This window comes from Litoreibacter sp. GN1-5, from assembly GCF_055693805.1.
This window is the reverse complement of the sequence record NZ_JBVFUP010000001.1, coordinates 875159-897207: the sequence shown is the minus strand read 5'-3', so window position 1 is coordinate 897207 and position 22049 is coordinate 875159. Positions and strand designations below refer to the sequence as shown.

Annotated in this window: 19 protein-coding genes, 1 tRNA gene and 2 pseudogenes; 12 read left to right on the top strand and 10 right to left on the bottom strand. The window is 55.1% G+C overall.

Annotated features, from left to right (window positions below; translation table 11 throughout):
• Window positions 1-16 precede the first annotated feature (16 nt).
• Window positions 17-2140, top strand: coding sequence for a hypothetical protein (locus tag ACZ1HF_RS04575; protein ID WP_472656388.1), 2124 nt, complete (start codon window positions 17-19; stop codon window positions 2138-2140).
• Between the two features lie 10 nt (window positions 2141-2150).
• Here the strand turns inward: ACZ1HF_RS04575 and ACZ1HF_RS04570 are convergent, their stop codons facing one another.
• From ACZ1HF_RS04570 to bcp, 5 genes and pseudogenes are all read right to left on the bottom strand, one after another.
• Window positions 2151-2576: an ester cyclase gene (locus tag ACZ1HF_RS04570; protein WP_472656387.1), complete on the bottom strand. Its 426-nt coding sequence runs from the start codon at window positions 2574-2576 to the stop codon at window positions 2151-2153.
• Between the two features lie 71 nt (window positions 2577-2647).
• On the bottom strand, window positions 2648-3928 hold the full coding sequence (locus tag ACZ1HF_RS04565; protein ID WP_472656386.1) for an MFS transporter: 1281 nt from the start codon (window positions 3926-3928) through the stop codon (window positions 2648-2650).
• 193 nt (window positions 3929-4121) lie between these two features.
• Entirely contained in the window at window positions 4122-4631 is a 510-nt protein-coding gene (locus tag ACZ1HF_RS04560) for a bactofilin family protein (protein WP_472656385.1), read from the bottom strand.
• Window positions 4621-5966: pseudogene (locus ACZ1HF_RS04555) on the bottom strand (DUF5930 domain-containing protein). Before ACZ1HF_RS04555 ends, ACZ1HF_RS04560 begins: the two are co-directional and overlap by 11 nt.
• Window positions 5967-6180: 214 nt before the next feature.
• Complete coding sequence (gene bcp / locus ACZ1HF_RS04550) at window positions 6181-6645, bottom strand: thioredoxin-dependent thiol peroxidase (protein ID WP_472656384.1); 465 nt, start codon at window positions 6643-6645, stop codon at window positions 6181-6183.
• Between the two features lie 106 nt (window positions 6646-6751).
• Between bcp and ACZ1HF_RS04545 the strand changes: the two genes are divergently transcribed.
• The 6 genes and pseudogenes from ACZ1HF_RS04545 (at window position 6752) to ACZ1HF_RS04520 (ending at window position 14460) form a co-directional block, all read left to right on the top strand.
• Window positions 6752-9268, top strand: a complete 2517-nt coding sequence (locus tag ACZ1HF_RS04545) for a YhdP family protein (protein ID WP_472656383.1) — start codon at window positions 6752-6754, stop codon at window positions 9266-9268.
• Complete coding sequence (locus ACZ1HF_RS04540; RefSeq protein ID WP_472656382.1) at window positions 9261-10067, top strand: hypothetical protein; 807 nt, start codon at window positions 9261-9263, stop codon at window positions 10065-10067. Before ACZ1HF_RS04545 ends, ACZ1HF_RS04540 begins: the two co-directional genes overlap by 8 nt.
• Entirely contained in the window at window positions 10064-11098 is a 1035-nt protein-coding gene (gene queA, locus ACZ1HF_RS04535; RefSeq protein ID WP_472656381.1) for a tRNA preQ1(34) S-adenosylmethionine ribosyltransferase-isomerase QueA, read from the top strand. Before ACZ1HF_RS04540 ends, queA begins: the two co-directional genes overlap by 4 nt.
• Before the next feature lie 180 nt (window positions 11099-11278).
• The gene (locus tag ACZ1HF_RS04530) at window positions 11279-12553 is read left to right on the top strand and encodes an MFS transporter (RefSeq protein ID WP_472656380.1); all 1275 of its coding nucleotides are present in this window, start codon (window positions 11279-11281) and stop codon (window positions 12551-12553) included.
• Window positions 12554-12779: 226 nt separating this feature from the next.
• Window positions 12780-13747, top strand: a pseudogene (locus ACZ1HF_RS04525) (IS481 family transposase).
• Between the two features lie 179 nt (window positions 13748-13926).
• Window positions 13927-14460 carry a hypothetical protein gene (locus tag ACZ1HF_RS04520; protein WP_472656379.1) on the top strand — a complete coding sequence of 178 codons (534 nt, stop codon included), beginning with the start codon at window positions 13927-13929 and terminating at the stop codon, window positions 14458-14460.
• 138 nt (window positions 14461-14598) lie between these two features.
• Here the strand turns inward: ACZ1HF_RS04520 and ACZ1HF_RS04515 are convergent.
• The 5 genes from ACZ1HF_RS04515 to ACZ1HF_RS04495 form a co-directional block, all read right to left on the bottom strand.
• A tRNA-Gly gene (locus tag ACZ1HF_RS04515) sits at window positions 14599-14673 on the bottom strand.
• A 109-nt stretch (window positions 14674-14782) separates the two neighbouring features.
• Window positions 14783-15082 (bottom strand): AAA+ family ATPase, encoded by a 300-nt coding sequence (locus tag ACZ1HF_RS04510; protein ID WP_472656378.1) that lies wholly within the window; start codon window positions 15080-15082, stop codon window positions 14783-14785.
• A gap of 36 nt (window positions 15083-15118) precedes the next feature.
• Window positions 15119-16150 carry an endonuclease/exonuclease/phosphatase family protein gene (locus tag ACZ1HF_RS04505; protein WP_472656377.1) on the bottom strand — a complete coding sequence of 344 codons (1032 nt, stop codon included), beginning with the start codon at window positions 16148-16150 and terminating at the stop codon, window positions 15119-15121.
• Complete coding sequence (locus ACZ1HF_RS04500; RefSeq protein WP_472656376.1) at window positions 16147-16830, bottom strand: TerB family tellurite resistance protein; 684 nt, start codon at window positions 16828-16830, stop codon at window positions 16147-16149. The genes ACZ1HF_RS04505 and ACZ1HF_RS04500 overlap by 4 nt, the downstream gene beginning before the upstream one ends.
• A gap of 136 nt (window positions 16831-16966) precedes the next feature.
• Window positions 16967-17590, bottom strand: a complete 624-nt coding sequence (locus ACZ1HF_RS04495) for a VOC family protein (protein WP_472656375.1) — start codon at window positions 17588-17590, stop codon at window positions 16967-16969.
• Between the two features lie 63 nt (window positions 17591-17653).
• On the opposite strand from ACZ1HF_RS04495, the gene ACZ1HF_RS04490 reads away from it, so the two are divergent.
• From ACZ1HF_RS04490 to ACZ1HF_RS04470, 5 genes are all read left to right on the top strand, one after another.
• Window positions 17654-18214: a 5-formyltetrahydrofolate cyclo-ligase gene (locus ACZ1HF_RS04490; RefSeq protein ID WP_472656374.1), complete on the top strand. Its 561-nt coding sequence runs from the start codon at window positions 17654-17656 to the stop codon at window positions 18212-18214.
• A 20-nt stretch (window positions 18215-18234) separates the two neighbouring features.
• Window positions 18235-19047: a TIGR00282 family metallophosphoesterase gene (locus ACZ1HF_RS04485; RefSeq protein WP_472656373.1), complete on the top strand. Its 813-nt coding sequence runs from the start codon at window positions 18235-18237 to the stop codon at window positions 19045-19047.
• Window positions 19048-19126: 79 nt separating this feature from the next.
• Entirely contained in the window at window positions 19127-20905 is a 1779-nt protein-coding gene (locus tag ACZ1HF_RS04480; RefSeq protein WP_472658978.1) for an SLC13 family permease, read from the top strand.
• Window positions 20906-20917: 12 nt separating this feature from the next.
• The gene (locus ACZ1HF_RS04475) at window positions 20918-21352 is read left to right on the top strand and encodes a hypothetical protein (RefSeq protein WP_472656372.1); all 435 of its coding nucleotides are present in this window, start codon (window positions 20918-20920) and stop codon (window positions 21350-21352) included.
• Window positions 21353-21451: 99 nt separating this feature from the next.
• On the top strand, window positions 21452-22039 hold the full coding sequence (locus ACZ1HF_RS04470; RefSeq protein WP_472656371.1) for a DUF924 family protein: 588 nt from the start codon (window positions 21452-21454) through the stop codon (window positions 22037-22039).
• Window positions 22040-22049 lie beyond the last annotated feature (10 nt).

The window sequence follows — 22049 nt, the reverse complement described above, 5'->3', positions numbered from 1 at the left end:
TTATGGTGAGACAGTAATGCGTAAGCTCATCTCCAGCATCGTGGCCCATCTGCCTGCACCCAAAGAACTGATGCAGGCGCTCAGCGATCAGGTCTCGGGTGTTGCGCTGATCACGCTGCTGCCTTTCATGTTCTCAGGCATCGTATTTGAGCCGTTTTTCCCAAGTGCGCTGGAAGCGCTAAGCGAACGTACACCGGCGGTTTTCACACCTTGGGTCGCAGTCTGCGTTGTCCTCATGGCGATTGCGACTTTGATTGCCAGCCGAAACTACCGCTTCGCGATGTGCGTATTGTCCTCGATCTTTCTATTGGTCCTCTCGGTCAACCACGCGCCGCCATTTGGCATATTTGACCCGGGGCAACTGGATTGGCGCACGCTTTGGACGCTGTACACGTTTACCGGGTTTTTGAGCTTCATTGTCATCGTGCGCGAGCCAACAATCTCCAGCGTGGTATTTCGCAGCGTGGTTGGCCTTCTGGTTCTGGATATGGCGCTTTCGTTGGTCTTTGGCGGGCGCACTTTTTTGCATCCATTCTTCATTGCTTATTTCCCGTCCCATATCAGCATCCTGTTTTGCCTGATGATCATCATGTTCATCCGGACAATTGTTAAATTCTATCAAGAGAACGTGGATGCTCGAAGCAAGGTTGCTGAGGTTGATCCACGCTATCTTAAAGCTGTGCGGCGGATGACGTTGAGGTTGTGGTGGCCTATGCCTGTTATCTTCCTGGTGTTCACGCTGGCCTATAACTGGCTGGGTCAAACCACGGTGCGCGATCCGCTGATCTATTACATGGACAATTACGAACGGCTTCAGGACGGTCATGAAGATCTGCCCATCAGCGAAGTCTGGGTCGAGAGATGCAAAATCCCTGACACTTTGGAACAAGGGGATTTGGAACGTATTCGCAAGAATTGCACCGTTGAAGCTGCCGCAAAGGATCTGACCCGCCGTATGCAGGCAGCCAACTTGCGTGGGGTCAAAGGCACAATTGATGCTGAGGTCGCGAAACTTGATGGGAACACTGATGCCATTGTCGCAGCAGTTGAAACCAACATGCCCACCCGGTTCCCTGGCACCAAGCCCGAGGAGTGCTTTTTTCTGAATGTCGCGTGCCATTTGAAAAATGGCATTAAGTCGATGATCAATGGGGCTTACCGATCCGCGCGCAACGGGATGATTGAAGATCTTGAACGCGACATGAACTCTGTGGATACCGGTGCGGACAATTATGCGGATCAGGTCAAGCAGAAGTATGAAGCGCAGATCAACGGTTTTTCTGAACGGGTATTGCAAGCCATAGGCTATACCGCGACGGGCATTCGGTTTGGTGGCTGGCTGACCCTGCTTTATGCTTTGCTGATCCTGGCCAAATCTTACATGATTGTCTTCGCGCGCGTTTTCTATTCCAGGGTGACGACCTCGCCCGCGCAGGATGTCGTCGGCGCGTCCGAGAATGCGCGCAAGGGCAAAATCACGCCGTGCGGGTCGCGCCATACGTTGAAAGCCAAGGGGGATAATCAGCGGTTCTACATCACGTTCCGCGCTTGCGGTAACAATGTCGTGGACCGTCGCCGAGTCCCGCAACCTCTTAGCCTTCTGATCAAGAGATTGTTCGCCCGCAACTATGCCATGTGTCTGGTTGATTTCAGCACTTCCAGTGAGGTGGATCGTTGTGACATTATCGTTGATCCGCCCTCTGAGATTGTGGAGTGGCAGTTGCGAGATGGCGATGAGGTCTTCGTCGATTTTTCGACTGTCGTGGCGTTCTCTGAAAGCTGCAAGATCGGGCGTAGTATTTCACTCAGCATCGGGGCGTTGATTTTCGGGCGCGCGATCTATCATTCCGTGCATGGGCCGGGCGTTGTCTACATCAAGACATCTTCGGCCCCACTGGCAGGGTCTGATCCAGGTACGCAAAATATTATGCAGGCCTCAAGTCTGGTCGCATGGCGCAAGAACACTGAATTTCATGTGGTTGCATCCCTGACGGTCAGCGATACGTTTTTAAGCGGTTATTCGATCCGCAAGGCTGATCCGAAAGCGAATACCGTGATCTATGATACCGGTCAGTCGCGGCGCGTCGGGACGGGGCAGGGTATTCTTCGATTGACCCGGTCATTTTTACTGCCGTTCTGAGGGAATAGGGTCAGCTCATCGTTCCGCCCGTCAACAGCAACTCGAAGCTGTTTTCAGGAAGCTGACCCATTTCCTCAAAAAAGCTGATGAAGTTATAAGCATTATGCGCTTCGACAAATTTACCGTTCTGAATGCGGCTGTAACAGTGGCCCGTGATGCTGATTGGCGCCCGGTTTTGTCTCTGTAATCCTACCAGCGTGATCCGGGCCGAGATCGCATCGCCATCTGTCATGCATTTATCAATATCGATACGCTCAATCTGGATCAGCTGAATTGTTGCTTCTACCAGAACTTTGAAATCTTCCGGCTTGACCTGATCCTGTGCCATCAACCCATCTGCACCAAATTCAGGTTCAAGCAATTCGTCAACCGCATCAAGATCACCATCGATCCAAACCCGATCATACCATGATTTCAACAAATCCAGATTGTTCATGGTGCAGCCTCTTTTTTATCATATTCAGAGGATGATAGACACCATGGGTTAAGAAGGTTTGAAGACGATACCTAAACCCGTTCCAGACGCGGGATACCGATAAAGGCAATGACGGCAGAGATCACGCACAATGCTGATGCAGTCCATGCCACATAGGCGAAGGCCATGTTGCTGGCTGCAAGGTGGCCCGGGTCGTCGCCAATTTCTCCAAAGGTGAATGGCCCGTCACCATAAGCGCTTGTAACGATGCTGCCCATTGCTGCGACGGCAAGCAGTGCTGCCATGCGCGTTATTGCGTTGTTGATCCCTGATGCGGTGCCCGTGGAGTGGCTGTCGACGGCCCCCATCACTGCGGTGGACAAGGGGGCCACGATCAACGCCATGCCAATGCCCATCAGGCACATGCTTGGCATGACCCCCCACCAGAAGCTCTGTGTGTCCAACACCATCGCCAGCGCGCCATAGCCGACAGCCAGAACAAGTGAGCCACCTGCAAGCAATGGGGCAGGTCCAACCTTGTTGGACAGTTTGCCTGCGATCCCGGACAGTGTTGCAATGAAGATGGACAAGGGCGCGAAAGCAGCTGCGGCTTCAATTTCGGTTGCGCCCCAACTGCTGATAATCGTCATCGGCAGGTAGAACAGGATTGCAGCAAAGGCGAAATAAATCAGAAAGCTGATAAGGTTGGCCGCACTGAAGGCGCGATTGTTAAACAAGCTGAGTGATATCATTGGATGGGGGCTGCGTGCCTCGACATAGATGAACACTGCGAAGGCAATCACCCCAAGTCCGCCATAGATCAGCGCAAAGCCAGGAGCATCCGCACCGGAATGTGCGCCACTTAGCGCCCATGCAATCAGGCCAAGGCTAAGTGTGGCCAGTAATGCCCCCGGAAAGTCGATCCCGCGGTCGGGCTGTGCGGGATCCTGTTCGGTTCGGGTGAACAGAATATAAAGCGTAATACCCCCCAATGGCAGGTTGATGGCGAATATCCACCTCCAGGTTTCAGCTGTTCCAAATGTCAGCGCCACGCCACCGATAATTGGTCCAAGTGCAGAGGTCACGGCAGCCGCAGCGGCCCATATACCAATCGCACTGCCGCGTTGATCTGGTGGATAAGCGCGTGAAATCAGGGCCAGTGATCCTGGAACCATGAAAGCAGCGCCCATCCCTTGTAAGCCACGGGCCCAGATCAGCAGTTTGGGGGAGGGCGCAATCGCGCACAGCATTGAGGCAACAACAAATAGCGCGATACCACCGGCAAAGACCCGGACCAGCCCGAAACGGTCTCCGGCGGCACCCCCACAAGGATCAAAGCAGACAGGGCCAGCATATAAGCGTTTGAAATCCATTGCGCTTGCAGCAACGATGCCCCAAGCGAGCTGCGCATGGTAGGTAACGCAATAGACACCATTGAGCCGTCGATAAATCCAAGTGACGAGGCAAGAATGGCAGCAATTAAAATATATTTGCGTGCCTCTGGGGCACATAAAGAATACGGCCCCGGATCAGAATGCTCCGGAGCCATTAAATCAGTCATCTACATCAGCTTTTTGCAGGTTCGGGTTTTGAAGTATTCGCCCCCGTTGGAACTGGTTTATTGGTGCCAGAGTTCAGCGGGTCGTCTTGCCGTTGCACGGATCCTTCGAAATGTGCGCCGGATTCAATTGCAATCGTCTTATGGATAATATCGCCCTCGACGCGGGCGCTTGAGGTCAGACGTACCTTCAGGCCGCGTACACGGCCGACAACGCGCCCTGTAACGACGATGTCGTCTGCAACGATCTCGCCTTTAACAACAGCGGTCTCACCGATCGTCAAAAGATGCGCACGAATGTCACCTTCAACCTTGCCTTCGACCTGAATATCGCCAGTCGTTTTCAGGTTGCCGGTGATCACAAGATCTGATGACAGGCTGGATGGTGGCGCTTTGGGGCGCGGTGAAGATGCTGCGAAATCCGGTTTTGCACCAGAAGCCGGGGCGGGTGCCGGAGCACTCTCGGTATCGCCTGCGGGTTTTGAGCCTTGTTCGTTGATTTTGCTTTTAGAAAACATCACGTCCTGCCTTAATATAAGTCATCGGGTTTACGGCATTACCATTCATCCGCACCTCATAGTGCAGATGAGTGCCGGTAGAGCGGCCAGAATTTCCCATATCACCGATACGATCCCCGCGCGAGACCCTTTGACCCACTTCAACACGAATTTTTGACAGGTGCGCGTAACGGGTTTCAAACCCAAAGGCATGCTTTATTTTGATTAGCAAACCATATCCTGACTGTCTGCTGGCGTGAACAACTACACCTTCTGCGGTTGAGTAGATCGGGGTTCCATGAGGGCCAGCAAAATCGGTGCCGGAATGCATCCGACGTCCAGCCCCTTTGGGATCATTTCGGTACCCGAATCCGCTTGTGTAGCGGAATGCGGATTTAACAGGGATATCAACGGGCGATTTTTCCGCAGCAATACGAAACAGATTGATGCGATCAAGTTCTTTCAAAAGACTATTGGCCCGCTCAGAAGAGGGGTCAGGATAGCTGCGCCGCCACTGGTTGATTTCGTTGCCGGGATCAGTGGGCCGCCCTGACCGGAATAGCCGCGCCGCACTTCTTCAAGAATACTGTCAGTTGGCATGCCAGCCGCACGGAACATTTTGTCGAGCGGTTCAAGCGAAACAGTTACAGCTTCTTCAAGGCGCGAAAATATCCGCTCATTGCGGTCTTCGTTCAGTTGCATCGTAAAGCGCAAATCTTCGACCTGCGCTTGTGCATCGCTCACTTGGACTTCCATTGTGTCGCGTTGCCGGGCGGTCTTTTCCAATGCATCAGCAAGGAAAGTCACAGATCCGTCCAATGTCTTGGCGCGGGCCAGTGTCGGCGCATCATTTGCTTCATCTTCTTCAAGGCGGGCAATCAGAACGTCATTTTGCTGCCGGGCCTCATCCCGTTCGCGGATGATGCGGCGCAGTGTCGTCTGAATAACCTCAATACCGGTTCCAAGTTCTTTACGACTATCCTCAGATGCCAGAAGTGCCGACTGCATTTTCGAAACCTGGTCAAGAGCAACATAGAATCGTTCTTGTGCGGCGGCGGCTTCTTCAGCACGGTTATCGCGTTCCGTTGAAAGCGCATTGAGGCGCGCCTCGTAGATAACCCGTTCCCGCTGGGCCTGCTCGCGTGCATTGCCAGCACTGATCGCGTCCATCAGGAATATTGCCGTTATGATGACCGACCAGCCGATAATAATCGCCGAACCGCCTATGATTGCAGCAATCGTAGTAGGGCGCAGTCGGATAAAGCGCGTTCCTGTTTCGGATTTCAGGAAAAGACGTTGTTCCGGCAGGTGCCGATCCAACGCAGAGTTCAGCTTGTCAGAGAACCGTTTTTTCAAAGCCTCATTGCCTCGTAGTCACTTATTTTTATCACAGCACCCACGCCCCATTTGAGTGCTAGCTCACAACGTGCTTAAAGAGCAGGCAGGAAAGCATCAAGAAATTTGCTCCTCCATGCGTCAACCTGCGCCGGTTTTGACCTGTTTCGGCGAAATTTCGCCGATGATCGCGGGTGAACAAGCAAAGGTTTTGAGACTTTTTGGTCCAGTCGACTCAGTTAGCCTTTACTGTTTCCAGAACGGCTTCAACATGACCCGGAACGCGCACTTTTCGCCATTCCTGAATGATTTTGCCAGTTCCGTCGATCAGAAAAGTGGAGCGTTCAATACCCATATAGGTCTTGCCATACATGCTTTTTTCTTTCCAGACGCCGTAGCGCTCACACACATCGTTGTCTTCGTCTGACGCAAGAATAACCCCAAGGGAGTGCTTGTCGCGGAATTTGTCGTGTTTTGTCACGCTGTCCTTGGAAATACCGATAATGTCGCATCCCGCATCCTTGAAAGCTGACATATGTTCCGTAAACGCAATGGCCTGCTTGGTGCAGCCTGATGTGTCATCTTTCGGGTAGAAATACACAACAACCTTGCCGGGTCGCAAATCAGAGAGCGTTATTGTTTCGCCGCCATCGCGGGGAAGGGTGAAGTCGGGGGCCGTATCGCCCGTTTTGATCGTCATTGGTGTATATGTCCTTCTGACACGATTGATGTGAACCGAATGCTAGGGCAATGTAGGCAAAGATAAAGACCCGCAAGACATGAAACGGGCATTTACACGAGGCAAGATGTCAGACGACGTCCCGGAACCTGAAACCAAGACCGAGAAGCAGCCCGTCAAACGGCGCTGGACATGGCTGCGCTGTACCTTGGCAGTTGTGGAAGCTGCGGTCGTTCTGGTGCTGGTCGCGGGGATCGTCGCGGTTCTGGCAATGATGGGGCGCACGATTGAATTGCCCGATTGGGCCTCTGCGCGGCTTGAGGACCGGATCAACGCGCAAATCGAAGGTGAGGCAATTTCCGTTGGTCGTATTGCGGTGGGCCTGACGGATTCACAATTCAGACCCACAATTGTTTTGCAGGATGTGGCACTGAAAGGCGAGAAGTCTGCGTTAGGAACGCTTCCTAAGCTTTTGACAAAACTTGATACATCAGAGCTTTTACAAGGTAGGATCGCTGTCGAAACGCTGGAGCTAAGCGGTGCAACTCTTAAGCTGGAACGCGATGAAACCGGACAATTCGCTTTTGCTTTCGGGGCCGGGCTGTCTGTCGATGGGGCTTCAACCGGGTCTGTCGCTGATTTTCTGGCCCGTATCGATGCCGCTTTTGAAGACCCGATGCTGCGCGAACTGGAAGACGTCAGCGCGACAGGCGTGGTGCTTGATTTATTGGACAAACGGAATGATCAACGTGTGCTGATCGAAAATGGTCGTCTGAAGCTGCGAAATCTCAGAAATGCAATATCCGTCGATGTGACCTTTGCAGTTGCACTTGATGATGGCTCTCCGTCACGGCTGGTGTTTTCTGCGGATAAGGCCAAGGGCGGCAGGGGCGCAAGACTTGTCGGTAAATTTGACGGAATTGCTGCCAGGGATCTGGCGCGCCAAATCGGGTCGCTCAATTTTCTCGAAGTGCTGGATGCGCCGATTTCGGGTGCTTTGACCGCCGAGATTGATGAAAAAGGGGAACTTGCCGCTCTTGCGGGCAGCCTGAAGCTGGCCGAAGGAGTGCTGCAACCGGCTGAACAGGCCAAACCACTGCCGTTCAAATCCGCGCAAGCCTATATACGCTATGAAGCTGCGGTTCAGCGGCTTTATCTGGACAACATAACCGTCGATGCGCCTGAGCTGCGGGTGCAGGGGGCCGGACATGCGGACCTGATGGACTTCGAAAACAGCATCCCGCGGACCTTGCTGGGGCAATTGCGCTTTACTGATGTACGCCTTGACCCTGAAGGTATCTTCGAGCGCCCCGTGACATTCACGGATGGGGCGCTTGATCTGCGATACCGCCCGCAATTGCTGCAGCTTGATATTGGCCAGCTGGTGCTGCGCAATCCAGGGGCAGAGATCGTGGCTTACGGCGATGCCTCTGTCGAAAAGGATGGCTGGAAGGCGGGGCTTGACGCCCAGATCAGCCGTATTGCGCAGGGCGATCTTCTGGCCTTGTGGCCCCACAGCGCTGCAGAAAAGACCCGTGGCTGGTTGATCGAGAATATCGTCGCAGGCGATCTGAAAGACGCTGCCGCCGCGTTGCGAGTGCGTCCGGGGCAACCACTACAACAATCCGTTACCTTCAATTTTGAAGGGGCGAATGTGCGCTATCTCAAGACCCTTCCGCCAATCCGCAAAGGCAAAGGCTATGGCACGATCACCGGAAACAGCTTTACGCTTGCCTTGCATGAGGGCGTCGTTACGGCCCCTAATGGTGCTGATCTTGATGTCAGCGGGTCGGTTATGCAAATCCCGGATATGACCCACGAACTGGCGTTAAGCGATATCGATTTAAATGTGGTTGGTCCTTTGCAGGGCGCGCTGTCACTGCTGGATGAGAAGCCATTCGAATTTCTGTCGAAATCCGGCCTTGAGCCTGATCTTGCGACCGGGAAAGCCAGTGTTGTGGCGTCGCTGAGTGTACCGCTGCTTGAAGACGTAAAACTGAAAGACATCCGCTATGAGGTGTCGGGGGATTTGACGGGCGTAACCTCTGAGACATTGGTGGAGGCCCGCACCCTCAAAGCCGACCTTCTGAAACTAAGTGCCGCGGGCAAAACGCTGACGATTGGGGGCCGTGGCACGTTGGACGGCGTACCGTTCAATGCCACATGGGAACGCGCTATTGGACCGGGGTCGGGGGATGGCTCCACGGTTAAAGGCGCGCTGGAGCTATCGGCGAGCGCATTGGATGCGCTTGATATAGGGCTTCCTGACGGATCCGTCTCGGGCAAGGGACGCGGTGAGCTGGAGGTCGCGTTGGAACGGGGCCGTGCGCCTGAACTTGTCCTGACGTCGACGCTTGAAGGGATCGGCCTGAAAATCGATGCGTTGGGCTGGGCAAAGCCGAAAGCCGCCAAAGGAATCCTGCGGCTTGAGGCCGTGTTGGGCGACACGCCCGATGTGCGCGCCTTAAGCCTGAAAGCGCCGGGTCTAGAGACCAAAGGCACGGTTTCTATCCGTAAGGGCGGTGGGCTGGATCGGGCGATCCTGTCGCCGCTGAAAGTCGCAGGCAAACTGAACTCTCGTGTGGAGGTGATCGGACAGGGGCGAAACAAACCCGCCCTATTGGTCGTGCGTGGGGGTGATTGACATTCGTAAGTTCAATGTAGGCGGCGGGGGCGGTGGTCAACGTGGTGGCGCGCCACTTGATCTGGCGCTCGATAAACTGGTGATCAGTGACAGCATTGCGCTGAACGGGTTCCGCGCGAAGTTTAATAATGCGCGCGGTTTGGAGGGCAATTTTGAAGCCAGCGTCAATGGTCAGGCAGCTATACGCGGTGTTGTGGTGCCAACGAAACAGGGGCTTGCCGTTCGCATCCAGTCTGATGATGGCGGCGCGGTCCTGCGCGGCTCTGGCATCATTCGTAACGCGCGCGGGGGCGCGATGGATCTGACCTTGCAGCCCAACGGGAAACCGGGTCAGTTCAATGGCCTGCTCAAGATCAGAAACACACGGATCAAGAAAGCCCCAGCTTTGGCTGACCTGCTGTCAGCACTTTCTGTGATTGGCCTTTTGGAACAACTCAGTGGTGATGGTATCCTGTTCAACAACGTAGAAGCCTCGTTCATTCTGACCCCGTCAGGTGTATCGCTGAGACGATCTTCAGCCGTGGGGCCGTCGATGGGCATCTCAATGGATGGGGTTTATAATACAGAGACACAACAGATGCGTATGCAGGGCGTCATCTCACCGATTTACGCAGTGAACGGCCTGTTTGGGGCGCTTTTCGCGCCGCGCAAAGGGGAGGGCTTGTTCGGTTTCAACTATTCGCTAAAAGGCTCAGCTGATGATCCGCGCGTGTCGGTGAACCCGTTGTCAGTTTTCACGCCGGGTATCTTCCGAGAAATTTTCAGACAACCCCCGCCAAGGCAGCCGCAATCACAATGAAGCTCGACGATTTTGATTTTGAGTTGCCGGAGCATCTGATTGCCACACGGCCTGCCAAACCGCGCAGCTCGGCCCGTCTTCTGGTGGCGGAAGGTGATAGATTGCAGGACCGGGTTGTCACGGACCTGCCAGAGCTTCTGCGCGAGGGCGATTTGCTGGTGCTCAACACGACCAAAGTGATCCCGGCACGGCTGTCGGGAACACGTGCGCGGGATGGTAATATATCCCGTGTTGAACTGACGCTTCTGTCGCCTGAACCGGATGGTCGGTGGCGCGCTTTGATCAAACCCTTGCGCAAAGTACGGGAGGGCGAGGTGCTCGCGTTTGACGCAGGCCTGCAGGCAACGCTGCTGGCCAAGCAGGACGGGCAGGCGGTGGTTGCGTTCAATCTGGAAGGGCAGGCCTTTGACGATGCTCTGTCCGCTGCCGGGCAAATGCCCCTGCCGCCCTATATTGCGGCGAAACGCGCCGCAGATGCGCAGGATAAGCAGGACTACCAAACCGTCTTTGCCAAACATGCGGGCGCCGTGGCAGCCCCTACAGCGTCTTTGCATTTCGACCAACCGCTTCTTGATCAGATCGCTGCCAAAGGCGTCGGCTTTGCCGATGTCACGCTGCATGTGGGGGCAGGGACTTTCCTGCCCGTCAAGGTCGAGGACGTGACCAGTCACAAAATGCACGCTGAATGGGGCGAGGTCAGCGCAGCTGCGACTGAGCAGATCAACGCAACCAAAGCCAAGGGCGGGCGCGTTATCCCTGTTGGAACAACTGCCCTGCGTCTGATCGAAAGCGCCGCTGTCTCGGGGCGGGTCGCACCATGGACCGGCGAGACGGATATCTTCATCTATCCCGGCTATGAGTTTCGCATCACAGACGGCCTGATGACGAATTTCCACCTACCGAAATCCACATTGATGATGCTTGTTTCGGCCTTGATGGGGCAAAACAGGGTAAAGCAAATCTACGCCCATGCCATCGCGCAGAACTATCGGTTCTTCTCTTACGGAGATGCGTCTTTGCTGATCCCGTAAGAATTTAGGGGAAATGGTATAGATATCAACTTCGGGCTTTTGGTCGGTCGTTGGCAGCTAAGGCGGATCATTCTCAAAACGACCTTATGTGTCGCAACTGTCATAGCCTGCCGCAAGTCGCTGAACTAAGAGAGTAAAAAGGCTTTGTAAAACATCTGATTCAATATTGCAGAGGCGCACATGATACTAGTGTTCAAGAATTCCTGGGCCTTGCTGCTGGGTATGCTTTTGCTGATGATCGGCAACGGCCTGCAAGGCACGTTGATGGGTGTGCGTGGCGGAATCGAGGGTTTTTCTACGTTTCAGCTGTCCCTGATCACCTCGGCCTACTTCGTGGGCTTTCTGGGTGGCTCTCGTTTGGCGCCTGAGTTTATCCGGCGTGTCGGTCACGTCCGGGTTTTCGCCGCTCTGGGGTCATTCATCTCGGCGGCACTGATCCTCTATCCGACGCTGACCGACCCTATATCCTGGTTCGTGTTGCGTGTTGTCATCGGGTTCTGTTTCTCGGGCGTTTATGTCACCGCTGAAAGCTGGCTGAACAATTCCACGACAAACGCCCTGCGCGGCCAGACTCTGTCAATTTACATGATCGTACAAATGGCCGGGATCGTGACAGCGCAGGGGCTTTTGAATATTGGCGATCCGGCAGGCTATGTTTTGTTTGTCATCCCGTCCGTGCTGGTCTCGGTTTCTTTCGCGCCAATTCTTTTGTCTGTTACGCCGACACCGGCCTTCGAGACGACCAAGCAGATGAGCCTGAAAGAACTTTACGCCATTTCCCCGCTTGGCTTCGTTGGCACGCTGATCCTTGGCAGCATCTTTTCCGCGCAATTCGGCATGTCAGCGGTTTATGCAACCGAGGCCGGGCTCAGCGTCGGGCAAATCTCGATCTTCATCGCATCTATTTTTATCGGCGCTATGGTCCTGCAATATCCGATTGGCTGGATGTCAGACCGAATGGACCGCCGGGTTCTGATCATGATTATTTCGATCATCGGGGCAGGGTCTTCGCTGCTGGGATGGGCGCTTGGGCAGAATTTCACGATGCTTCTTGTTGCAGGTTTTCTGATGGGGGGCATGTCCACGCCGCTTTATTCCCTGCTGATCGCCTATACCAACGACTACCTAGAGGTTGAAGACATGGCTGCCGCCTCGGGGGGGCTGCTCTTTGTCAATGGTCTGGGGGCCATTGGCGGCCCGGTTATAACGGGTTGGATCATGACCCAAATGGGCCCGCAGGGTTTTTGGGTTTTTATCATGCTGCTGATGATGATCATGGTGCTTTATGCGCTGTATCGCACGACCCGTCGCCAAAGCGTCTATGCGGCCGAGGATGACTACGATTCCGTGCCTTACGCGTCTATCAGCCCATCCTCGACCATGGTGGCCGTGGAAGTCGCGCAAGAGCTCTATGTCGATACCGCTGAGGAAATGGCAGAAGACGGGGACACTTAAGACCGCGTTTAGTAGATATATCTATATCGTTAAACACCAATTGGAGCGGGCGATGAGAACTCTTAGCCTCACGCAATATCTTCAGGGCATCTTTACCCAAATACCGTTTCCTAGCCATCCCTATAATCTTCTCTGCCTTATAAATAATGGCATAGTTCTAGGAGGCTAGCTGTTTAGTCCCGGCATGTGGTGGTCTACTGATTTGTGACCATCAGAAGGGTGAACTATGGGACAAATTCTTCACGGGAGCGCCAAGACCACGCACGCCGTCCGAGCTCTCATACAGCGATCGCAAGCTTCGAACGCGGCGCTGAGTCGGGAACTGGGCATCAACGTCAAGACCGTCGCAAAGTGGCGCAAGCGTGACAGCGTTCAAGACGCTGCTATGGGGCCGAAGGAAGCCCATTCCACGGTTCTCAGCATCGAAGAGGAAGCCGTCATCGTCGCGTTCCGGCGGCACACGCTGCTGCCTCTGGATGATTGTCTCTATGCGCTGCAGCCCAGCATTCCGCATCTCACCCGATCATCATTGCATCGGTGCTTGCAGCGGCATGGGATCAGCCGTCTTCCAGATGTCGAGGGCGACAAGCCGAAGAAGAGGGCGACAAGCCGAAGAAGAAGTTCAAACGTTACCCGATTGGCTATTTCCACATTGACATCGCAGAAGTACGCACTGGAGAGGGGAAGATCCGTTTGTTCGTGGCCATCGACCGAACCTCCAAGTTTGCCTATGTCGAGCTGCATGAGAAGGCGGGCAAGATGATTGCCGCCCAATTCCTGCGCAATCTAATTGCCGCCGTGCCATACAGGATCCACACGATCCTGACGGATAACGGCATCCAGTTCACCAATCGCAAACAGGACACATCCGCATTCGAGCACATCTTTGATCGCGTTTGTCGCGAGCACGAGATCGACCACCGCCTGACAAAGGTGAACCATCCGTGGACGAACGGCCAGGTTGAACGCATGAACCGGACAATCAAAGAGGCGACGGTCAAGCGATATCACTATGACACACATTCACAGCTTGAAACGCACGTCACCGACTTCATTGCAGCCTACAATTACGCACGCCGATTGAAGACGCTGCAAGGCCTCACACCATTCGAATACATCTGCAAAATCTGGACAACCGAACCGGAACGCTTCAATGTCGATCCGACCCACCACATGCCGGGACTAAACAACTAGGACACTTGTGTCCGCTCAATTCGCTTGTGGGCCCACTCTGAAGATGATTATTTTAGACTATTAATAACTGCTAAGAGTTTAAGTATTTCCTCAACAATGACTATTCTCCCAGACAAGAAATGACGAATGGAATGCTTCTGGACTAGGAGTATCGTTCAAAAAGACAGGTGGTTGATCTAGTGAAACAGATTTCTAGCAGTAGATATGGGCTCATTCTATTCGCCTTCGTAACATTGTGCATCGCTACAGTTGTTGCAGACGCAAGCGATTTCAAAAACGCCAACAAAGCAACGTTTTCGTTTGATGAATTCTTTTCTGCAGAAGTCACTGATGTTGGTCCCGAGGGAATTCTATCTGTGAAATATTCGGAAACGCGAAGATCAAACCCCAATTTTCAAGAGTTCAAGCTTTGGGGCCTCGTGATTGAAGAGCCTAAGCTTTTTTCAGACTTCTTGTTGGGTCGGGTACTGGAATGTAAATTAGTCAGCAGGGGAGAGCACATCGCTAAAGCCGATTGCTTCGCCTCACGTGTAAAAGGTTCCAAATACTTGTCATCAGGCCTGACAGATGATTGGCTTGATTTACTCCATTGGCTTCCTCAATTCGGCATAGCAACACCTAAATGCGAACCTGCAGATCCCGTCTTAGAGTTTTCGGAGGAACATCGCTGTACAGCGGACGGTGTTTCTGGCCGGAGATTGTGGATTGAGTAATTAGAAAAACTCTTAAATTAAATTGGGGTCAACGAAAATCCCTACGATAAAACATCCCATATAACACCCCAACCCAAAACGACGAAGGGCCGCCAGAAGGCGACCCTATCGTAACTAACCGGGTTTGTTAGTTTATTTTGGAGCGGGCGATGAGATTCGAACTCACGACCCTAACCTTGGCAAGGTTATGCTCTACCCCTGAGCTACGCCCGCGTCCTTTGGTACCGCGTGATTTAGCGATGACCGGACAGCGCCGCAAGGGGGAAAATACGCTTTGGCGGGAAAAATCTTATGAACTTGCGCGGCGGCGTTCTCTTAAGCGTTACAATTCCACGTCGCCGTCTTCGCCGATCTCTGGCGTGATCTCGTCATCGCGTTTGCGGCGGATGATGATGTCACCGTTGGGCAGAATTTCCGGGGCGTGATAGGCATTGAGGTCGTCCAGCGTGTTGCCCAGGTCCTCCATCAGAGGGGCAACGCCGTCCGCCAGCCCTTCAAACAGTTCCCGCAAACCCTCGGCAAATTCATCTAGGTTTTCCATTTCTGGAAGGTCATTTTGGGTATCCTGCGCCTGAACGGGCAAGGCACAGAGCAAGGCGATGGTCAGTGCGATCTTTTTCATATGCCATATATGGGGGATTTTGCCCAAATTCCAAAGTTAAATCTCTATGTCGAGCGTCACCGGGAAATGGTCCGAGGCCGTTAGCAAGGCATCGCGCAGATCGGTTTGATCGAAACAGGCCGGGTCATCAAACGGGTGCCAGATATGCCAGCGGGGGTTTTGTGCGGCCAGATCAGGCGACACCATCACGTAATCCAGCAGGGCGTTCAGATAGCGGTTTTCATGGCGCACGAAGAAACGCGCAGTTGCCACACGGGCCCCGATCCTTTGGGTCAGTGCCTGCGCCGCATGTGGATCATAAAGCTGCATGTCTGGTTCTGCGTCCAGTCCCAGCACGATTTCAACGCCTGACCGGCCAAACAGCTTTTCATAGACATCCAATCCGGGGCCATCATTGAAATCCCCTAGCACGATCAGAGAATCCCCTGCCGTCAGGTGCTGCTCGACCCGTTTGCGCAGCCAGATGCATTGGGCCAGCTGCTTGCGCCGGTTCGCGATTGAGATGCGCATCGCTTCGGCGTCGTTGTCAGCGCCATGCGGGGCCTTGGATTTGGCGTGAACCCCGATCAGGCGCAGCGCGGTGCCGGCGCTGGTGATCAGCGCGACCTCTAATGGGGGTTTGGACCAGGTGATCTTGTCTTCGGTCGCATCAATGTCGAGATCCAGCCGGAACACCCCATCAAACCGAGGCGCGTCATGGCTGCCTTTCTTACCAGTCTCTGCCCCCAGCGGATCATGGGCGACGGTCAGCTTGGCAGGGTCGTAAAGTAGCGCGATTTCCTGCTGGGTATGGTTGTGAAAGCCGATCAACGCACGGGATGCGCGCAGATTAAACCGCTTGGCAAAACGCTCCAACGCTTGTTCGCCGTTGCGGTTCGGGCTTGTATCGGGGGCCTCTATCACCATGACAGCATCTGCGTTCATCGCCTGAAAGACGCGCCCCAAGGCGCTGACCTGCATGGATTTGGTAACATCCCAGCGGCCAGACCACGTGCCATCTTCGATCAGCGATCCGTCATCTGCGAACAGGTTCGAAAACCACTCTACGTTATAGGTGGCGATCCTCATGTGCCATGGGTCTGGGTGATTTCATCCCAGGCTCGGTTGATGGCGACCATACGTTTTTCGGCCACTTTCACGGCCTCTTCCGGCACACCGCGCGCAATCATACGGTCGGGATGGGTGTCGCGTACAAGTTGGCGCCATTTCATACGGATTTCTTCCAGAGCCATATCAGGACTTGCGCCCAGCACCACATAAGGGTCAGGCAGTGCATCCGGGACGAACCGGGCGCGCAGGGTGCGAAATTCTGCCTCGGACAAGCCGAAAATATTGGACACCTCGGCCAGAAACTGATCTTCGGCAGGGTGGTATGTTCCATCGGCCATCGCGATGTGAAACAGTCCTTCGATCAGATCGGACAGGGTTTCGCGGTTATCACGAAACATCGTGGCGATCCGCCTTGCATAATCGTCAAAACCCGTCACGTCCTGCCGGGCAAGGTTGAAAACCCGGGCCGCGCTGGCCTCATCGGCCTGCGGGATATGAAAAACCTCACGGAAGGCTGTGACCTCGTCACGGGTGACAAGCCCGTCAGCCTTAGCCATCTTGGCCCCAAGGGCAATCACGGCAATGGTGAAGGCGACTGTGCGCTCAGGCTCTGCGCGCAATCGGTCGAATATCTCGCTCAGGCCCTCGCCAGCAGCGAGAGCAGCTAATGCATCAGCAATGCGGGCCCAAATCGACATGGGCTGCGTTTTAGACGAAACCATCGCGGCTGTCAGAGAAATTTCTGCACAAAGATCAGATCAAGGGTGCGACCAAATTTCCGACCCACAGCGGGCAAGCGGCCTGCCTGCGTGAAACCCGGGTTACGCATCACCTTCAGTCCAGCCGTTTCTCGCCATTTGGCGTCTGGAACAAGGCGGTCAGTTTTGACTGCTCTGCGGGTTGGAACAGGATCGTATCGCGCGGCAAAAGCGGGGCCAGCAGTTCGGCCATCGCTTCGGCTTGTGGATGATGCAGGCGCAGGATTTCAAGGCGGATGTTCTGATCGGGCAGGCGCGGGGCAGGGTGGGCGTCACCGTCCCATTGGATCAGCGCCGGAGCCCAGCCACCCCAAGGCAGAATGCCTTTGTCAGGAATTGCCATCTGCCAACGCAAATCGGCGCGGCTCAGATGTGTCGGTGTGCCAAAACCGGGGCCAAGCTTGCGCAACGCCTCTGTCATATCATGGGTTCGCAAAATCCAGTTGGTCAGGCGGGGCGGGCCTGTGAAGTTATCCAGATTGAACCAACGCGGCCTGTTTGGTGCAGGGGCGTCGGGGTTGATGGCAATCACTTCAAAATAGATGTCAGGGCCAAGACCAAGCAGGCGATTATGCGTGCCCATATCTGCGTGTTCTCCACCTGTGGCAAGGGACACGCCAAGGGCATCTTCCACGAAAGTCGCGCCACCACTCAGAGTTTCGCAACTGACGGCCAGATGATCAAGTTCGAGCAAATTCATAGGCGCAAATCTAGCCACACGACGGGGGCTTGCCAAGGCAGATCAGTCAGGAGACAAGGCGGGATGGACATGTCAGATCAGAAAGCTGCGGCCCGCAAAGCGGCCTTCGCCCGCCGCAAGGCTGCGAAAACGCCAGCGCGTGACGCAGCCGCCGTAAAACATTTGCTTGAGGCGTTGCTGCCCCATAAAGGCAAGCCGCTGGCGGGCTATATGCCGATCCGCACAGAGGTTGATCCGATCCCGGTGATGGCCGCAATGTCGGCCTTCGGGCCGGTGGGGGTGCCGGTCATTCAGGGCGCAGGCCAGCCGCTGAAATTTCGCGCATGGACCCCCGGTTGCACAATGGAAGAGGGGCCATTTGGAGCCTTTGTTCCGACAAAAGGCGACTGGATCACGCCTGAGGTGCTGATCGTGCCGCTGGTCGCTTTTGATGCAAATGGAATGCGCCTTGGATATGGCGGTGGCTTTTATGACCGCACCCTTGAAGGCCTGCGTGCCAAGGCCCCTGCGCTTGCGCTCGGCTACGCCTTTGCGGCGCAACAGGCAGATATTTTACCGCTGGAGCCGACAGATCAACCCCTTGATGGCATCGTGACCGAGCAAGGCGTTGTCATCAGTACATAACCCGCATAGGTCTTGGGCGCATGAGAATATTATTTTTAGGCGATGTGATGGGCCGTGCTGGACGCGCGGCAATCACCACTCATTTAAAACGGCTGCGCGAAGAATGGCGGCTGGATTTCGTTGTGATCAACGGCGAAAACGCAACGACCGGGGCAGGGCTGTCCGGTGATCATGCGAAATTGCTGCTGGAGGCCGGGGCGGATTGCATCACGCTGGGCGATCACGCGTTTGATCAGAAAGACATGTTGCAATTCATCGAAAAGGAACCACGTGTTCTGCGCCCGATCAACTTTGCCAAGGGCGCGCCGGGCAAAGGCGCGCGGGTGTTTGATGCCCCCGGCGGGCGCAAAATTCTGGTGGCGCAAGTGTTGGGGCAGGTTTTTATGAAACGCCCCTTTGATGACCCGTTCGGTGGCATCGAACACGTGCTTAAAACCTATCCGATGGGCGGGCTGGTCAATGCCAGCCTTGTGGATATCCACTGCGAGGCAACGTCTGAGAAGATGGCTATGGGCCATTGGTGTGATGGTCGTGCCAGCATCGTTGTGGGCACCCACACCCATGTGCCAACTGCGGATGCGCAGATTTTGCCGGGCGGGACGGCATTTCAATCAGATGCCGGTATGTGCGGCGATTACCTCAGCGTGATCGGTATGGAAAAGGCAGAACCGATGCGCCGTTTCGTAACCGGCATGGTCAAGGGACGGTTTACCCCAGCCTCTGACGAAGCCACCTTGTCAGGACTATATGTCGAAACGGATGATCGCACAGGCAAAGCCTCGCGCATCAGTATGGTGCGGCAAGGCGGGCGGTTGGAACAGGTCGGACCTTAAACTAACAACTTCTGCTACAGGCCCGAATAATTCAGGACAAGGCTTGAACACGGCATCTTCCGGGGTGACACTGACAGTCATGGATTTTCTTACCCTCTCCGAAACTGCGCAGGCCAGCATTGCCCTGATCGTAGTTGCGGGCATGTTTGTCCTGTTCATCCGAGAGCTTTATCCAACCGAGGTGGTGGCGATTGGCGGCGCGTCGGTCCTGCTGGTCACGGGCGTCTTGCCCTATGATGATGCGCTGATGGTGCTGTCGAACCCCGCACCTTGGACCATTGCGGCCATGTTCATCATTATGGGGGCCCTGGTGCGTACTGGCGCGCTGGAATGGTTCACGCAGGCCGCTGACAGGAATGCGGCCACCAAGCCGGTATTCGTGCTGGGGGCGATGTTTTTGTTCGTCATTGTGTCGTCGGCCATCGTGTCCAACACGCCCGTGGTTGTCGTGATGATCCCGGTCTTTGTGCAACTGGCACGGACCATGGGGCTTTCGGCCTCCAAGCTGTTGATCCCCCTAAGCTACGCCGCCATTCTTGGCGGAACGCTGACCCTGATCGGCACGTCGACAAACCTGTTGGTGGACGGCGTTGCGCGGGCCAATGGGATGGTGCCATTCACTATTTTTGAAGTTACGCCTTTGGGCATTATCCTCGTTATCTGGGGCATGATCTATCTGCGCTTTATTGCGCCGCGTCTTTTGCCTGATCGTGACAGTATGGCGTCGCTTTTGTCGGATCGGGCGAAGAAGAAGTTTTTCACCGAAGTGGCCATCCCGTGGGACAGTGATCTGATCGGGCAGGGCGTGCTGTCAGTGCCTTTGTTCAAGCGCGAAGGGGTGCGCGTTGTCGATGTCGTGCGCGGTGATCTGTCCCTGCGGCGTGACCTGCAAAGCGTCACGATACAGGCGGGCGACCGGGTCATTCTACGCACCGAGATGAGCGAGATACTCTCGCTTCAGGCCAACAAGAACCTCAAGCAGGTGGAACAGCTATCAGCCGTTGAAACCTCGACCGTAGAGGTGCTGATCACACCGGGCTGCAAGATGGTTGCGCGCTCGCTTGGCGCATTGCGGTTGCGGCGGCGGTATGGTGTCTACCCGTTGGCTGTTCATCGCCGAAACCAGAATATCGGCACGCAGCTGGACGAATTGGTTGTGCGCGTGGGTGATACATTGCTGCTGGAAGGTACACCGGAAGATATTCAGCGATTGGCCATCGATATGGAGCTTGCTGATGTGTCCCACCCATCTGCGCGCGCTTTCAGGCGGTCCCACGCGCCGCTGGCTCTTGCGGTGCTGATCGGGCTTGTGGCGCTGGCTGGGTTTGGCGTGGCACCTATCTTCCTTTTGTCCATACTGGCCGTGGCCGTGGTGTTGCTCAGCCGTTGTATTGACGCGGATGAAGCCTTTTCTTTCGTGGATGGCCGCTTGCTTGCGCTGATCTTTTCGATGCTGGCCATCGGCGCCGCGCTGGAAGCATCAGGCGCGGTCAAACTGATCGTTGACGCGCTGGCCCCGCTGATGATGGGGCTGCCCCCGTTCTTTCTGATCTGGGGTATCTACCTTCTGACATCGATCCTGACCGAGCTAGTGTCAAATAATGCCGTCGCTGTGGTCGTGACACCCATTGCGATTGGGTTGGCTGGGGCCATGGGGGTGGACGCGCGGCCTTTGGTGGTCGCGGTGATGGTCGCCGCCTCAGCCAGTTTTGCAACGCCGATTGGCTACCAGACCAACATGCTGGTCTACGGGCCGGGCGGCTATCGGTTCACGGATTTCCTGCGGGTGGGCATCCCGTTGAACCTGAGTATCGGGATATTGGCCTCTGCCGTGATCCCGTTTATCTGGGCTTTGTAAGGGTATATATATATGTTTCGTTGCTTGCTCATACTGACATTGGTGATTGCTGGTTGTGGCCGTCTGGAACGCGTTTTCTATGATGAACCACCAAAAGACATCGCCTTACCGTCCCCCTTGCCACCGCGCGAGGCGCGGCCTGTATCTGTGGTGGTGGAAACGGATGCGGTGCTGGTCGAGATGGAAGACTTCAGCCAATGCCGCGGACCGCGTAGGGCGGGGGGCTCGGCCGGGTGGACCGGGACGCTGACCGAATGCCCGTACCCTTATGTCTATGCGGTTGAACTGGCTGCGGGCGGTTTGTCAAACCGGGTTTTCCTGAAACCGGTAGTCGCCACACCAGAACCACCTGACGAGGATGCTGTGCCCTTCCGCCCGATTGCTGTCGTGACCATTACGGACCGCACAGGTGTGCGGTATCGCTTCGAGACTGAGGAAGGATTTTAGGCCACATAACGCGATTGGGTCAGAAAACCCTTGCTTTGCTGAAAAACCATTGTAACGATTTGATTGAGCCTGGGGGCTGAACGACACTGGAGGAGCACCATGTCGACGCCTGAACAGATATTGGCCTTCTGGCTGGACGATATCGGACCCAAAGGGTGGTACGTTGAAGACGCCGCCCTTGATCAAGACATCCGCAAACGCTTTATGGAAACCTGGCAGAATGCATGCGAGGGATCCTACTCGCTTTGGATGACCTATCCCAGTGGCGCGCTGGCCTACATCATCCTGACCGATCAGTTTTCGCGCAATATGTTCCGTGGAACGGCACAGGCCTTTGCCTCTGACAAAATGGCGCTGGCGGTTGCCAAATCTTCGATCCGGCATGGATGGGACATGCGCATCGATGAACCTGCACGCCAGTTCTTCTATATGCCGCTGATGCATTCGGAATGCGCCACGGATCAGGAACGCTGTGTACGGTTGCTGCTGACGCGCATGCCCGAGACCGGAGCAAGCAATCTGATCCATGCGCAGGCGCACCGGGATGTGATCCGCCGGTTCGGACGCTTCCCCTTTCGCAATGATGCCTTAGCGCGGAAGCATACTGCACCCGAGGCCGCGTTTCTTAAGGATGGCGGCTACGGGGCGACGGTTAAGGCCCTGCGCGGCCAAGCATCGGTGGAGTAGCCAAAGCAGC